The 14,430-nt window shown below is 41.0% G+C and carries 13 protein-coding genes; all 13 read right to left on the bottom strand.

Annotated elements, in window-relative coordinates:
- Positions 1-67: 67 nt before the first annotated feature.
- Positions 68-271 (bottom strand): cold-shock protein, encoded by a 204-nt coding sequence (locus BIV16_RS03975; protein WP_075679242.1) that lies wholly within the window; start codon positions 269-271, stop codon positions 68-70.
- A gap of 149 nt (positions 272-420) precedes the next feature.
- Positions 421-1,338: a mechanosensitive ion channel family protein gene (locus BIV16_RS03970; protein ID WP_075679243.1), complete on the bottom strand. Its 918-nt coding sequence runs from the start codon at positions 1,336-1,338 to the stop codon at positions 421-423.
- A gap of 29 nt (positions 1,339-1,367) precedes the next feature.
- Positions 1,368-1,742: a hypothetical protein gene (locus BIV16_RS03965; protein WP_242940310.1), complete on the bottom strand. Its 375-nt coding sequence runs from the start codon at positions 1,740-1,742 to the stop codon at positions 1,368-1,370.
- Positions 1,729-2,223: a hypothetical protein gene (locus tag BIV16_RS03960; protein WP_330546420.1), complete on the bottom strand. Its 495-nt coding sequence runs from the start codon at positions 2,221-2,223 to the stop codon at positions 1,729-1,731. The genes BIV16_RS03965 and BIV16_RS03960 overlap by 14 nt, the downstream gene beginning before the upstream one ends.
- Before the next feature lie 432 nt (positions 2,224-2,655).
- Positions 2,656-3,819, bottom strand: a complete 1,164-nt coding sequence (locus tag BIV16_RS03955; RefSeq protein ID WP_075679244.1) for a phosphoglycerate dehydrogenase — start codon at positions 3,817-3,819, stop codon at positions 2,656-2,658.
- Positions 3,819-4,901, bottom strand: a complete 1,083-nt coding sequence (gene serC, locus BIV16_RS03950) for a 3-phosphoserine/phosphohydroxythreonine transaminase (RefSeq protein WP_075679245.1) — start codon at positions 4,899-4,901, stop codon at positions 3,819-3,821. Before serC ends, BIV16_RS03955 begins: the two co-directional genes overlap by 1 nt.
- A 30-nt stretch (positions 4,902-4,931) precedes the next feature.
- Complete coding sequence (gene ilvB, locus BIV16_RS03945) at positions 4,932-6,605, bottom strand: biosynthetic-type acetolactate synthase large subunit (protein WP_075679246.1); 1,674 nt, start codon at positions 6,603-6,605, stop codon at positions 4,932-4,934.
- Between the two features lie 17 nt (positions 6,606-6,622).
- On the bottom strand, positions 6,623-8,302 hold the full coding sequence (gene ilvD, locus BIV16_RS03940; RefSeq protein ID WP_075679247.1) for a dihydroxy-acid dehydratase: 1,680 nt from the start codon (positions 8,300-8,302) through the stop codon (positions 6,623-6,625).
- 77 nt (positions 8,303-8,379) lie between these two features.
- A complete protein-coding gene (gene leuB, locus BIV16_RS03935; protein ID WP_075679248.1) occupies positions 8,380-9,486 on the bottom strand; it encodes a 3-isopropylmalate dehydrogenase in 1,107 nt (368 codons plus the stop codon).
- Positions 9,487-9,630: 144 nt separating this feature from the next.
- Positions 9,631-11,154: a L,D-transpeptidase family protein gene (locus BIV16_RS03930; protein ID WP_075679249.1), complete on the bottom strand. Its 1,524-nt coding sequence runs from the start codon at positions 11,152-11,154 to the stop codon at positions 9,631-9,633.
- A 138-nt stretch (positions 11,155-11,292) separates the two neighbouring features.
- Positions 11,293-11,610: a preprotein translocase subunit YajC gene (gene yajC, locus BIV16_RS03925; protein ID WP_075679250.1), complete on the bottom strand. Its 318-nt coding sequence runs from the start codon at positions 11,608-11,610 to the stop codon at positions 11,293-11,295.
- 99 nt (positions 11,611-11,709) lie between these two features.
- Positions 11,710-12,861, bottom strand: a complete 1,152-nt coding sequence (gene tgt / locus BIV16_RS03920) for a tRNA guanosine(34) transglycosylase Tgt (RefSeq protein WP_075679251.1) — start codon at positions 12,859-12,861, stop codon at positions 11,710-11,712.
- Between the two features lie 48 nt (positions 12,862-12,909).
- A complete protein-coding gene (gene aroA / locus BIV16_RS03915; protein WP_075679252.1) occupies positions 12,910-14,226 on the bottom strand; it encodes a 3-phosphoshikimate 1-carboxyvinyltransferase in 1,317 nt (438 codons plus the stop codon).
- Between the last annotated feature and the right edge of the window lie 204 nt (positions 14,227-14,430).

Here is a 14,430-nt window from a genome sequence, read left to right as displayed (position 1 = left end):
TATAAGATTTTCGAAAAACATGACAGCATACTATCAACAACGTACTGTCTAACTTCCTCTATCAGAATTAATTCATGCGAATTACGTTTGCTGCCTGAGGTCCTTTCTCTCCGTCAACAACGTCAAATTCAACAGATTCTCCATCTTTTAATTCTTTGAATCCATCCATATTCAATGCTGAAAAATGAACAAATACGTCATTTCCCTGTTCATCTGAGATAAATCCATAACCTTTTTTTGCGTTAAACCATTTTACAGTTCCCTGCTGCATCACTAAATCCTCCTAATACATAAATGCGAACTTTTATCTAAGTCGCTTTGTTATTCTGCAATCTCTTCTGTTAAAATTGCATGCATCAGTTTTATCTGACAAGTATAAATTTAGCATATTCGTCTTTTTTTGTCAAGACAAATGTAGTTCTATTGTCTAATTTGCACATCAAGTTGTGGATATGGAATCGAAATTCCATTTTTATCTAATGCTAATTTGACATTCTCTGTGATTCTCCACTTGGCTGGCCAGTATTCCTCTGCCTTCACCCAGACGCGGACACCCATATTGACGGAACTGTCTGCCAATTCTGACACAAAAACCTGCATTTCTTCGTCTTTTAATCTGGCTGGTTCTTCTTCTATTACTTTTTGTAATACTTCTTTTGTCTTCTTGATATCAGCCTCATAAGAAACGCCGACAACAAGATCCACACGTCTTTTATCCATATGGGATACATTTGTCAGACTCGCATTCGCTAAAATTCCGTTTGGAATCATGACCACCTTATTGTCAATCGTTAATAATTTTGTATAAAATACCGAGATTTCAGCAACGGTTCCTTCATTCTTATTGGTATCTTCAATAATATAATCACCCACACGAAACGGTTTTAAAAACAGAATCAAAACACCACCTGCAATATTTGCAAGGCTTCCCTGCAATGCAAGACCGACTGCCACTCCTGCGGAACCAATCAATGCAACTACGGACGTCGTTGCGATACCGAACAAATTTAGGATAATCATAATCAAAATGATGTAAAGTGCATATTTTATCACCGTAGATAAAAACTGTTTGACACCGATATCAGTACCTGCGCGTTCCATCGAACGGTTCATCATTTTTAAAATTGCCTTGATTATCTTTGCTCCAACAACATAGATTAAAATTGCAATGACAACCTGTAAGCCAAAACTAATCAAATCTGGAACCAAATTTTCAAAATAAGTCCGGATAATTCCAGGATTTTTTGCCACCTCTTCTACATTCTGTTGCATATTTTCCTGCGCATTGGTCAGGGTATCCACGATTTCTGTGGAGTCGATTGTTGCTAATATATTCATAAATTACTGTTCCTCTTGTTCTGATTTTTCTATACTGTCTTTTTTCCAAACATCGCAAGATACTCCTGTGCTTTCTGTAAGGACACATTTAATTTTTTCTGAAGTCTTGCTAAAATATCATCTTCTGAAAGCCCAAACTCATAGCCTGTTTCAATGATTTCCTCTGCTCTTCCTTGCGTTACTCCCTGAGCCACTCCTTCTTTTCTTGTTTCCTCAAATACAGTGCACATATCAGCATCTCCCTTCTTCAACATTCTATTATAGTCCATCTTACAATTTGCCGCTCCTGCAACTGTCATGATAACCGACTTTTCTACCTTATGTTCTCTTGCATAATTAATTGCTTTTTCACGCGTCACGCTTAATTTATTGTTTTTATCCAGCAAGATTTCAAGAAGATTCAAGAAGATTAAATAAATCTTTGTTATTCACATTATGAAGCTTCAAATCATTTTTTCTAGCCTCAACCAAGTGCATCTTATAATCATTTACAAATGGTAGCATTTCCATTGGATTATTTAACATTCCATGAAGCGAAATTGCACCATCCCACGGTTTTTCACCATAATAAACTACGATGGTTATGACCGGTATCAACTTATCCGTTTTCTTCATTTTAGATAAGAATTCATCTTCTGTCATACCTTTTGCATTTTTATATTTGGCAGCATTATCTTCATACTGTTTCTTATAAGTACCATAATCATATCCCATGACCCTCATCGGCATTGCATAATGGATTCGCTCCTGTCCCTCGAGTCCTAGCATGACAAATTCGACATCATATACCGTCGACTTTTTTCTTACCTTGACATTGTCTCCTGATGCACCAATACTCTCTGCATACTGTTTGTGCTCAAGTACAGAGGATTCTTCCGTATCCATATCCTCTAATTCATCCGAATGTATAATTTGTTCCCCTCCAAATAATACTGCATTAAAGAAATCAGCGAACTGCTCATTGTTACGCCAGTAATTCTTTAAAATAATATCAGGTTTTAACTTTTGTTCCCCCGTATTTTACACCATCCCCTCTTTTTTCTAAATTATACTATGAATAAAATGGGTTCGCAAGAGGATAACCACATTCCACCGTTGGTCCATGCCGGTGGTTTCCCGTGATGCATCTGGGATGTTTTGTAATTACACTTATTATTACGGATTCCGGCGCAAAAATCTATCAAAAAAAGAGAAGTTACTATCAATTACGATACTAACTTCTCTTCCTCATTCTTAACTTAATCCCATTAACCTCACGGTCTTGGCGATTTTTCTGTCAGGGGATTTTACTCCCTTTTTCTCTAATTCTAATTACTTTTATTTTACTTTCCGTGCACGAAGTACGCCTGGAATTGCTGCCAGTTTTTTCATTACTTCATCTGTCAAAGGTGCATCTACATCGATTAATGCATATGCGTAATCTCCCTTTGATTTATTGGTCATGTCTGCGATATTGATTCCAGCATCTCCTAAGACAGTTGTATACTGGCTGATCATACCTTTTTCGTTCTTATGCAAGATACCGACACGGCCTGCAACCGTACATGCTCCCATGGAACAATCCGGGAAGTTTACAGAATGAACAATGTTACCATTCTCTAAGTAATCACGAATCTCACGAACTGCCATGATGGCACAGTTATCTTCAGACTCCGATGTGGAGGCTCCAAGATGAGGTGTTACAAGACATCCTTTTGCTCCTACTGTTGTTGGGTTCGGGAAGTCTGAAACGTATTTTGCAACTTTTCCCTGTGCAAGTGCGTCTACCATTGCTTCTTCATCTACCAGAAGGTCTCTCGCAAAGTTAAGTACAATTGTAGTTGGTTTCATCATTGCAATTGCTTCTGCACTAATCATTTTCTTAGTAGAATCTAAAAGTGGTACGTGGATGGTAATAAAATCACATTCTTTGTAGATTTCCTCTACATTGCTGATGTGTTTTACACTTCTAGATAAGTTCCATGCTGCATTGACCGAAATATATGGGTCATATCCATAGACATCCATTCCCATATGTGTTGCAGCATTTGCCACTAACACACCGATGGCGCCAAGACCAATGACACCTAATTTCTTGCCGGAAATCTCATGACCGGCAAAATTCTTTTTCTCTTTTTCTGCCATCTTGGCAATGTTTTCTTCGCCTTTGTTGGCATTTAACCATTCCATTCCGCCAATCAAATCACGGGATGCATAAAGCATGCCTGCAAACACAAGCTCTTTTACACCGTTTGCATTCGCACCTGGTGTGTTAAATACGACAATACCCTGATCTGCACATTTGTCTAAAGGAATGTTGTTGACACCAGCTCCGGCACGGGCTACTGCAAGCAGACTATCCGGGAGGTCCATGTCATGCATTGCTGCACTACGCACTAAGACTGCATCTGCGTCATTTAACTCTTCTACTTTTTTATAATCTTCGGAAAAAAGATTTAAACCAACACCTGCAATCGGATTTAAACAATGATACTGATACATTACGCATTTTCCTCCTCAAACTTCTTCATGAATTCTACTAACTTCACAACACCTTCTTTTGGCATTGCATTGTAGATAGATGCTCTCATTCCACCAACGGTACGGTGACCTTTTAAGTTCACAAGTCCGGCAGCCTCTGCTTCTTTTACAAATTTGGCATCTAAGTCTTTATCACCTGTTACAAATGGGACATTCATCAAAGAACGGTCTTCTTTTCTTACGGTTCCTTTGAATAACTTGCTCTGATCTAAATAATCATATAAAATCTTCGCTTTCTCTTCATTGCGTTCTTTCATGACGGATAACCCCCCCATCTTCTTTAACCATTTAAAGACTTTACCGCAAATGTAGATATTGTAACATGGAGGTGTGTTGTATAAGGAATCGTTGTCTGCCTGTGTCTTCCATTTTAACATGGTAGGTGTTCCCGGAAGTACCTCGTCTGTAATTAAATCTTCACGGATAATCGCAATTACAACACCTGCTGGTCCTACGTTTTTCTGAACGCCACCGTAAACAACTCCATATTTTGTTACATCAATCGGTTCTGATAAAAAGCAGGAGGAAATATCGGATACTAAAATCTTACCTTTTGTATTTGGAAGCTTTTTGTACTTTGTTCCGTAAATGGTATTGTTTTCGCAGATATAAACATAGTCCATATCGTCTGTAATTGGTAAATCAGAGCAATCTGGAATATAGGTAAATGTCTCATCCGCAGATGATGCAAGTTCTACAGCCTCACCAAAAAGTTTTGCTTCCTGGAACGCTTTCTTTGCCCACTGACCGGTTAAGATATAACCTGCCTTGCGGTTTTTCATCAGGTTCATTGGAACCTCAGCGAAAAACTGGGAAGCTCCTCCCTGCAGGAATAATACCTTGTAATTGTCTGGAATGTTCATCAATTCTCTTAAATCTGCTTCTGCTTCTTTGATAATGTTATCGTATACTTTAGAACGATGACTCATCTCCATAACGGACATGCCGCTTCCTTTGTAGTCTAACATTTCGTCTGCAGCCTCTTTTAAGACCTCTTCTGGCAAAACTGCTGGTCCTGCCGAAAAATTGTAAACTCTGCTCATTTTATAACTTCCTCCTATTTTTAAAACCTTTTATTTCATATCCTCATCGGTAAATGAAGAACTGATTGCTTCTCCTGGTGCCACCATTGGCCATACTTTATCGTCTGAATCAATGATACAATCGATTAAGACCGGTGTTTTGGATTCCAATGCTTTTTGGAATACTGTTTCAAACTCTTCCCTGGATGTTGCGCGGTATCCGGCTGCGCCCATCGCCTCGGCAAGTTTTACAAAATCAACTCCGTCATCTAAAACGGTAGCGGAATAACGTTTTTCATAGAAAAGATTCTGCCACTGGCGAACCATTCCTAATACGTGGTTATTGACAATCACCTCAATCAGTGGCAGTTGCTCACGAACCGCTGTTGCCAGCTCATTCATATTCATTCGAAAACATCCATCACCGGCAATATTGATAACCTGTTTGTCTGGGTTGGCAATCTGCGCACCAATCGCTGCACCGAGTCCATATCCCATCGTACCAAGACCTCCGGATGTTAAAAATGTTCTCGGATTCTTGTATTTATAATATTGCGCTGCCCACATCTGATGCTGCCCGACTTCTGTCACGATGACTGCATCCCCGTTTGTCTTGCGATAAATCTCCTCCATAATATAAGGACCGGAGATTCCTTGCTCTGCATATTTTAATGGGAATTTTACTTTGTAATCTAATACATGTGAAATCCATGCGTTGTGATTTTGCTGAGGTAACCTTTCGTTCACTCTGGTTAAAATCTCTTTCACGTCCCCAATCACACAGGCGTCCACTCTGATATTTTTGTTAATCTCAGCCGGATCTACATCAAACTGTAAAATCTTGGCCTGCTTTGCAAACTTGCTTGCATTTCCAAGCACACGGTCCGAGAACCGCACTCCGATGGCAACCAGAAGGTCGCAGTCGCTCACGCCCAAGTTCGACGTCTTCGTTCCATGCATTCCAAGCATGCCTGTATACAAATCGTTTGTTCCGTCAAATGCACCTTTTCCCATCAGAGTATCACAGACCGGAGCATCCATTTTATGTACAAATTCTTTTAATTCCTCGCTTGCACCGGAAATAACAGCACCGCCACCCACAAAGATGTATGGTTTCTCTGCCTTTTGTAACATTTCAAGAGCTACCTCTAAATCTTCGTCTGTGATTGTTTCTGATATTCTTGCAATCGGTTCCGGTTTCTTCGGCTCATACTCTGTCTTCAATGCTGTCACATCTTTTGGAATATCGACAAGCACTGGACCCGGACGCCCCTTCTTTGCAATTGTAAAGGCTCTGCGGATGGTATCTGCCAACTTTGTTACATCTTTCACAATGAAATTGTGTTTTGTGATTGGCATTGTAATTCCCGCAATATCAATCTCCTGGAAACTGTCTTTTCCAAGCAAAGGTACTGTGACATTACATGTAATTGCCACAACTGGAACCGAATCCATGTATGCTGTCGCAATTCCCGTCACAAGGTTGGTTGCTCCAGGACCACTGGTTGCAAAACAGACTCCTACTTTTCCTGTACTTCTTGCATATCCATCCGCTGCATGTGCTGCTCCCTGTTCGTGTGAAGTCAACACATGACGGATAGCATCTTTATTTTTATATAATTCATCATAAACATTTAAGATTGCGCCACCAGGATATCCGAAAACAGTATCAACGCCCTGTTCTTTCAGACATTCCATAACAATCTGCGCACCCGTTAACTGCATGGCAGACTCCTCACTTTCTATTCTTCTTTTTTTCCCGGAATCTGTAAAATTGCACCTCTGTTTCCAGATGTTACCATGGAAGCGTAACGTGCCAGATATCCCGTTGTAACCTTAGGCTTTCTTGGCTGCCAGTTTGCTTTTCTTCTTGCCATCTCTTCGTCAGAAACAGCAATGTCAAGTGTCATCTGCGGAATATTAATCTTAATGATGTCACCCTCTTCTACAAGTGCAATCGGACCACCAACTGCTGCCTCCGGTGAAACGTGTCCGATGGAAGCACCACGGCTTGCGCCGGAGAAACGACCGTCTGTGATTAACGCTACCGAGGAGCCAAGTCCCATTCCTGCGATGGCTGAAGTCGGATTTAGCATTTCTCTCATACCAGGACCACCCTTTGGTCCTTCATAACGAATGACAACAACATCACCGGCAACAATCTTTCCACCTTTGATTGCAGCAATCGCATCTTCTTCACAGTCAAAGACTCTGGCTGGTCCCTCATGAACCATCATCTCATCGACAACGGCAGAACGTTTGACAACACCACCATCCGGTGCGAGATTTCCTTTTAATACAGCAAGGCCTCCTGTCTTACTATATGGGTTATCGGTCGTTCTGATAACTTCCGGATTGCGGTTTACTGCATTTGCAATGTTTTCTCCGACTGTCTTTCCGGTAACGGTCATGCAGTCTGTATGTAACAATCCGATGTCTGCTAACTCTTTCATTACTGCGTAAACACCGCCGGCTTCATTCAAATCTTCCATATAAGTAGGGCCTGCCGGTGCAAGATGGCAAAGGTTCGGTGTCTTCTCACTGATTGGATTTGCAAATGAAATGTCAAAATCAAATCCAACTTCATGTGCGATTGCCGGCAGATGAAGCATACTGTTTGTCGAACATCCAAGTGCCATATCTACGGTCAGTGCATTTAAAATAGCATCTTTTGTCATGATATCTCTTGGTCTGATATTCTTGCGATACATATCCATAACTGCCATACCTGCATGTTTTGCAAGCTTGATACGCTCGGAATATACAGCAGGAATCGTACCGTTTCCGCGAAGTCCCATACCAAGTGCTTCTGTTAAACAGTTCATGGAGTTCGCTGTATACATTCCAGAACAGGAACCACAGGTAGGACATACCTTTTCTTCGTATTCTCTTACCTCTTCCTCTGTCATGGTTCCGGCTGCATAGGAGCCAACCGCCTCAAACATGGAAGAAAGACTTCTCTTCTTACCGTGTACATGACCTGCAAGCATTGGTCCGCCTGAGACGAACACCGTAGGTACATTAATACGAGCTGCCGCCATCAAAAGTCCAGGAACGTTCTTGTCACAGTTTGGAACCATAACAAGTGCATCGAACTGATGTGCGAGTGCCATACATTCTGTGGAATCTGCAATCAAATCTCTTGTTACCAGAGAATACTTCATGCCGATGTGTCCCATTGCGATACCGTCACAGACAGCAATTGCCGGAAATACAACCGGTACGCCACCGGCTTCCGCAACTCCAAGCTTTACGGCATTTACAATTTTATCCAGATTCATATGACCCGGTACAATCTCGTTATAGGAACTTACGATTCCGACCATTGGTTTTTTCATCTCTTCCTCAGTAAATCCCAAAGCATTGAACAGGCTTCGATGAGGTGCCTGCTGCATTCCTGTCTTTACGTTATCACTCTTCATAATCCAATCCTCTTTCTATATGTAAGTTATAATATCTCTACTATATACTTTTTCACGTTAAAATGCAAAACTTATTTTTATTTTTCAAGGAAATTACAGATGAGATCTCCCATCTCCTTGGTTCCGACCTGGTTTACCAGCGCTTTTTTTGCATCTTCCTGCGGCATAATATCAATCGTGCGATATCCGGCTTTTAGCACTTCCTTCACTGCACGTTCCACTGCATCTGCCTCTGTATCTAAGTCAAACGTATAACGAAGCATCATTGCTGCACTTAAAATAGTTGCAATTGGATTGGCAATTCCTTTTCCTGCAATATCCGGTGCTGAACCGCCGCTTGGCTCGTAAAGTCCGAATTTGGTGTCATTCAGGCTCGCAGAAGAAAGCATTCCAATGGAACCAGTCACCATACTTGCCTCATCAGACAAAATATCACCAAACATATTCTCAGTTAAAATAACATCGAACTGTTTTGGATCTTTGACTAACTGCATCGCACAGTTATCTACCAACATATGTTCGTAGGTAACATCCTCATAGTCTTTTGCCACTTCTTCTACGATTTTTCTCCATAATCTGGAAGAATCAAGCACGTTTGCCTTATCGACACTTGTCACTTTCTTTCTTCTTTTTCTTGCAATGTCAAATCCTCGTTTTGCAATTCTGCGAATCTCTTCTTCGTTGTATGTCAAAACATCGGTCGCCTGAATAAGTCCGTTTACCTCTTCTGTCTTACGTTCTCCAAAATAAAGACCGCCTGTCAGCTCTCGCATAATCATCATATCGAATCCGTCCCCAATGATGTCCTCCCGAAGCGGGCAAGCCTCCTTTAATTCTTCATATAAATATGCCGGTCTTAAATTTGCAAAAAGGTTTAAGGACTTTCTTAATTTTAAAAGACCTGCTTCCGGGCGAAGTTCCGGCGCAAGTTTGTACCATGGAGATGTGGAAGTGTTTCCTCCAATCGATCCCATCAAAACGGCATCGGATGCTTTTGCAGCTTCAATTGCCTCATCTGTTAATGGTACACCGGTTGCATCAATGGAACAGCCTCCCATCAGAATCTCCTGATAACAGAACTGATGACCAAATACTTCCCCAATTTTATCTAAAACTTTTTTTGCCTCTGTTACAATCTCCGGACCAATTCCATCCCCTGAAATTACACCAATCTGACATTTCATTCTACACTACCTCTTCCTTTCTATTGTTACTATTTATCATAATGGAAGCTTGCCTAGAATTCAATATAACTTGCTATTGTAGTTTTTCATGTTTATTATAAATTATAGTTATAAAAATGGTGGAGCACTAAAAGCTCCACCCTTTTACTCGGTTGTCGTATTTTCTGTTGTCGCGGTCACCTGTGCATCCGCATCTTTTTCTTTATCCGGATCAACATAGGAAAAGGCATTTGAAATCTTCGCATTTTCCGCAGTCAGCTCTACCGGTTCACGGTAATAAGCTACGACCGGCGTATCTTTTTGTATCATTCCATATAGGGTTTCTGCCGCCTCTGGCAGCACATTGATGCAGCCATGGGAGCCGGAGGTCTTATAGATTTCACCACCAAACACACCTTTTCGCCAGCTCGCATCATGGATTCCTACGTTATAGGCAAATGGCATAAAGTACTGTACGTTCGACTCGTAATCCTCACCCACTAATGTGGCAGGACTCTGCTTGTATACAATCTTAAAAATTCCATCCGGGGAACCGTTTCCTCTTGTGATATTTCCAGATACAATATCCGTCTGATAAAGGAGTTGTCCTTCTTCATAATAGTATAAATGCTGGTTGGTATAATCAATCTCAATATAGGTATCTCCGATATCATTTGTAATGCTTTTTACTTTTGCTGTCTGTTCAAATACCGGCTCTCTTTGAAAAGTTCCACCTTGTTCTAAGTCAGAAATCAACTCTTCTTTTTCCGCCTTTTTATCAATGACCCAGCCGTAATCTCCACCTCCAATTTCAACAGTATCGCCTACGGAAGTCTGGAATTTACGGACATCCCCATATGTATTGTATTTGCTTGCCAAGGATTGCACGTACTTGGTAATGGCATCATCATCTAAAGATACCTGTCCGTTCTCATTCACCTGTATCAAATCTTTTATGGTAGAACGGTCTAATACCTCCCCATCATCGCCCACATCATAGTAAATGGTAGTTGAAAGGTATTTATTGACGGCATCTAACTGCTCCACCAAAGAAGCATCATCCTCATAGACAGCCGGGTTTTCATAGTCCTCATCCATCAAAGTAAGTTCCGTCTCACCCTTTACTACCGCATCCGAAATCTTTGCTTTTACTTCATCCTGCTTTAACTTATTTCCCATCACCTGTGGAACAATCTCATAACCATCGTCAGTCTTTTCTAACGCTGCATCCTCCGGTTCCACCAGATTTTCTGTATCAAAACAGTCTAATCCGTCTATCAGTTGCTGCAATTTGTCTTTATCATAAGTGATGGAAACAGATAACTGGTATTCTTTGTCCTTTGCAATTTTTGCAATCCATGCAAAGCTTCCCTGTTTCTTTAAAAGAGAATCTGCCTCCCCATTTGACTCAAACGAATAATCAAAATCCGGTCCGAGTATCTTATACGTTTTTCCATCCCGGTCTGTAATCGTTAACGTATAGCAGGAAATCTCCCTGCTTAATTTTTTCTCTGCCTTTGTTAAGCTTAGATTTCCAATCGAAATGCCATTCATACAGGTTTTTGGCATATAGTGGTTCCGATAAAACACTGCGACTGCAAGATACAATGCCGCCAGGGCAGCCAAAATTCCAATTCCGGCAATCCATAATCTTTGTCTTTGTTCTCTCAAACGTTGATTTCTTCTCATAATCTTCCTCTATCTCTTCCCAAAATCTTCTTTTGTTTTCCAAAACTTGTACTATTATTATAGCATTCTGATACCAAAAAAGAACTGTCATTTCCTGACAGTTCTCTTAAGCTTTTCTTAAAATCATTTGTAGTTTGATTATTCTGCTGCTTCTTCTGGCTTCTCAACTGCGGAAATTGCTGCTTTCTGCATTGGAATACGGCAGTTCTTGTTGCTTCCAAATTCAACAATGACTGTATCATCTGAAATGTCGATTACGGTACCATAGAAACCACTTGTTGTCAATACTGTATCTCCTACTGCTAATTCTGCCATCATGAGATTCTTCTTCTTTGTCTCTTTCTGCTGTGGACGAATCATGAAGAAATACATGAATGCGAATAAAATCACTAACCAGATAATCATTCCACCCCAGCCTGCTGCTGCAGATGAAGCTGTTGCTAAAATTGATAACATCTTGATGTCCTCCTAAAATTTCTATTCAAAATGAACTATTACTCATTTTACACAAAAGCCGAAGATTCGGCAAGTCTTTCCCTTGAATTAATAGTAATTTTATAAATTATTTTCCTTTTCACGGTTAATCTGACCCATACGGTAAAGTTTTTCTTCCTTGTAGGATTTAAAATTGCCTGCATCGAGGGCATCCCTGATTTCTTCCATCATTGTATTGTAGAAATAGAGGTTGTGAAGCACGCAAAGACGCATGCCAAGCATCTCTTTTGCCTTTAACAGATGACGGATGTATGCTCTGCTGTAACGGCGGCATGCAGGACACTGACATCCTTCCTCAATCGGACGCATATCTTTTTCGTACTTCTGGTTGAACAGATTAATCTTACCAAGGTTCGTATACACATGACCGTGACGTCCGTTTCTGGATGGATAAACGCAGTCAAAGAAATCAATACCGCGTTCCACACCTTCTAAAATATTTGCCGGCGTTCCAACCCCCATCAGATAAGTTGGCTTATTCACCGGAAGATACGGAACGGTCTCCTCTAAAATGTGATACATCTGCTCGTGTGTCTCGCCGACTGCAAGACCTCCTACCGCATAACCATCCAAATCCATCTCGGAAATTCTTTTCGCATGGTCAATACGGATATCCGGCATGATAGCACCCTGATTAATACCAAACAGCATTTGTTTCTTATTTACGGTATCCTCTAAGGAGTTTAAGCGGTCCATCTCTTTTTTACAGCGCTCTAACCAACGTGTCGTACGTGCCACAGAATCTTCTACATACTTGCGTTCTGCCAATGCCGGCGGACATTCATCAAATGCCATCGCAATGGTAGAGCCTAGATTCGACTGAATCTGCATACTCTCCTCTGGTCCCATGAAAATCTTAGCGCCATCAATGTGGGAATGAAAATAAACACCCTCCTCTTTGATTTTACGGAGTCCAGCCAGTGAGAATACCTGAAATCCGCCGGAATCTGTAAGAATTGGACGGTTCCAGGACATGAATTTGTGAAGTCCGCCAACCTCTTTGATTAATTTATCACCGGTACGGACATGCAAATGATAGGTATTGGATAACTCTACCTGACATTTGATTTCCTCTAAGTCCTCGGTCGATACTGCACCCTTAATGGCAGCAACCGTTCCTACATTCATAAAGACAGGCGTCTGGATATCTCCGTGGACAGTGTGTAACACACCTCGTTTTGCACGCCCCTCCTGTTTTAATAATTCATACATATTTCCACCTCATTCTAACTAGATTCCCTTTCCGGTTTTGCAATTATGTTAACCTTCATTGTTCTGTTCACACAATCGGTCTAACACGGAAAAATACTGTTCAAACGTTTTTCTGCAACAATCCGGATCTTTGATGACAATTCCTTCTGTCCTAAGACCAATCAATGAAAATGCCATTGCCATTCTGTGATCCTCATAGGTTGTAACCCCGCCTGGCTTTGGCGTACCCGGTAAAATGGTCAATGCATCCTCTTCCTCCGTGCAGTCAATTCCCAACCGGTTTAATTCGGTTGCAATGGCATGAATCCGGTCGGATTCCTGTAATCTGATATGACCAATATGCTCAATTCGAACCTTTCCTTTTGCAAAAGGTGCCATCGCCGCAAGTGTCATGGTCTGATCGGAAAAATCATTCATATCAACGGTAATACCATCTATTGCTCCATTCGCTGGTCCTAGCACCACAATCTGACCATCTGCATCCTCCGTAACTTTACAGCCAATCTGCTCTAACGCGGTAAGGAACTTCAAATCTCCCTGCATACAAGACTTTGTTACATTTTTCACAAGTGCTCTTCCGCCCGTGATTGCTGCCGCTCCATAAAAATAACAGGCCGCAGACACATCCGGTTCAATCTGGTATTCTGCAATTTGGTACTGTTGTCCACCTTTTACAACATAATTTCTGCCATCAAAGGAGACCATTACGCCAAACTGTTCCATCATTTTTCTTGTGATACGGATGTAGGCTCCATCTGTTTTCTCACTCGTAATCAAAATACGGATTCCAGCTGCTATCATCGGTGAGGTCAAAAGCAAGGCACTTAAAAACTGTGTACTCTTACTGATATCAAGCGCTACCGTTACTTCTTTTTCTTTTGAAATCTGTTCCCCAATTCCTGTAATCTGGATTGGTAGGAATCCTTCTTCCTCTAAATATAAAATCTTAGCACCCAGTCCGGTCAAAACATCAAACAGTGGCTTCATCGGACGCTTTTTCATCTGCTCGGATGCCTGAATTACAAATGTTCCCTTCGAAAGCGAAAGCATTGCGGTTAAGAAACGTGCCGCAGTTCCTGCACTTCCCACATAGATTTCTCCCTCTGTGACCGGAAGCACACCGCCACATCCTTCCACCGTAACTGTCTTTGCCGCTTCGTCTATTTCTACCTGAAAGCCAAGCGATTGCAGAGAACTCAAAAAATATCTGGAATCGTCGCTAAACAAGACTCCCTTTAATTTTGTCCTTCCACTTGCAATTGCCGCCATTAAAAGTGCCCGGTTTGTCATACTCTTAGAACCCGGAACCTCCACTTCCCAGTCGACTGGCTTCTTACAGGTTTTTACCCGATAAATTGTATCCATTTTCATCTCCAACTTACTTTTTTTAAACTGCTTTAATATCTTACCATAAACTTGTTGTCACGGAAAGACAAATCTCCTATAATAACTAAAAGACAACCATATTTTTCAGATCCATTCTGGATTTTCCAGAAAAAATATGTTATTTATAATTATACATAAAAAGTTTATTTTTATCTATTAGTTTTATTTATATACTTAGGAGGT

This window comes from Roseburia sp. 831b (assembly GCF_001940165.2).
Taxonomy (GTDB): domain Bacteria; phylum Bacillota; class Clostridia; order Lachnospirales; family Lachnospiraceae; genus Roseburia.
This window is presented reverse-complemented; position numbering and strand designations above follow the sequence as displayed.

Bases quoted from the DNA above. Each gene is read 5' to 3' on its own strand.
- BIV16_RS03975 (WP_075679242.1), bottom strand. From the start codon at position 271: ATGCAGCAGGGAACTGTAAAATGGTTTAACGCAAAAAAAGGTTATGGA.
- BIV16_RS03970 (WP_075679243.1), bottom strand. From the start codon at position 1,338: ATGAATATATTAGCAACAATCGACTCCACAGAAATCGTGGATACCCTG.
- BIV16_RS03960 (WP_330546420.1), bottom strand. From the start codon at position 2,223: ATGGATACGGAAGAATCCTCTGTACTTGAGCACAAACAGTATGCAGAG.
- BIV16_RS03955 (WP_075679244.1), bottom strand. From the start codon at position 3,819: ATGTATCAGTATCATTGTTTAAATCCGATTGCAGGTGTTGGTTTAAAT.
- serC (WP_075679245.1), bottom strand. From the start codon at position 4,901: ATGAGCAGAGTTTACAATTTTTCGGCAGGACCAGCAGTTTTGCCAGAA.
- ilvB (WP_075679246.1), bottom strand. From the start codon at position 6,605: ATGCAGTTAACGGGTGCGCAGATTGTTATGGAATGTCTGAAAGAACAG.
- ilvD (WP_075679247.1), bottom strand. From the start codon at position 8,302: ATGAAGAGTGATAACGTAAAGACAGGAATGCAGCAGGCACCTCATCGA.
- leuB (WP_075679248.1), bottom strand. From the start codon at position 9,486: ATGAAATGTCAGATTGGTGTAATTTCAGGGGATGGAATTGGTCCGGAG.
- BIV16_RS03930 (WP_075679249.1), bottom strand. From the start codon at position 11,154: ATGAGAAGAAATCAACGTTTGAGAGAACAAAGACAAAGATTATGGATT.
- yajC (WP_075679250.1), bottom strand. From the start codon at position 11,610: ATGTTATCAATTTTAGCAACAGCTTCATCTGCAGCAGCAGGCTGGGGT.
- tgt (WP_075679251.1), bottom strand. From the start codon at position 12,861: ATGTATGAATTATTAAAACAGGAGGGGCGTGCAAAACGAGGTGTGTTA.
- aroA (WP_075679252.1), bottom strand. From the start codon at position 14,226: ATGGATACAATTTATCGGGTAAAAACCTGTAAGAAGCCAGTCGACTGG.